The sequence below is a fragment of the Georgenia satyanarayanai genome, from assembly GCF_023715365.1.
GTDB classification, from domain to species: Bacteria; Actinomycetota; Actinomycetes; order Actinomycetales; family Actinomycetaceae; genus Oceanitalea; species Oceanitalea satyanarayanai_B.
In genome coordinates this window covers 1-473 of record NZ_JAMBNZ010000074.1, presented here as the reverse complement: position 1 = coordinate 473, position 473 = coordinate 1, and the positions used below count along the sequence as shown (strand labels likewise).

Genomic DNA, 473 nt, shown 5'->3' with positions numbered 1-473 from the left:
TCCATGTTCCACTCAGCCGAAGAAGTTCTGGCATTCCTCAAGGACGAGGAGGTCGTGTTCGTCGACCTCCGCTTCACGGACATGCCCGGGGTGCAGCAGCACTTCAACCTGCCGGCCAAGGCGGTGGACGAGGATTTCTTCACGGACGGCCAGCTCTTCGACGGGTCCTCGATCCGCGGCTTCCAGGGCATCGCCGAGTCCGACATGCAGCTGATCCCCGACCCCCAGTCGGCCTTCGTGGATCCCTTCCGCGTGGAGAAGACCCTGGTGGTCACGTGCTCGATCGTGAACCCCCGCACCGGTGAGCCCTACCACCGCGACCCCCGCGGCGTGGCCGAGCGCGCCGAGGCCTACCTGGCCTCCACCGGCATCGCGGACACCGCCAACTTCGCGTCCGAGGCCGAGTTCTTCGTGTTCGACGACGCCCGCTTCCAGGTCCGCCCGGAGTCCACCTTCTACAAGCTCGACTCCGA

1 protein-coding gene is annotated in these 473 nt (G+C 66.2%); it reads left to right on the top strand.

Translation table 11 applies throughout. The features are described 5' to 3' along the window. Positions 1 to 3: 3 nt before the first annotated feature. Positions 4 to 473 (top strand): glutamine synthetase beta-grasp domain-containing protein (locus M3148_RS17065; RefSeq protein WP_251305921.1); only part of this gene is annotated, 470 nt, incomplete at its 3' end.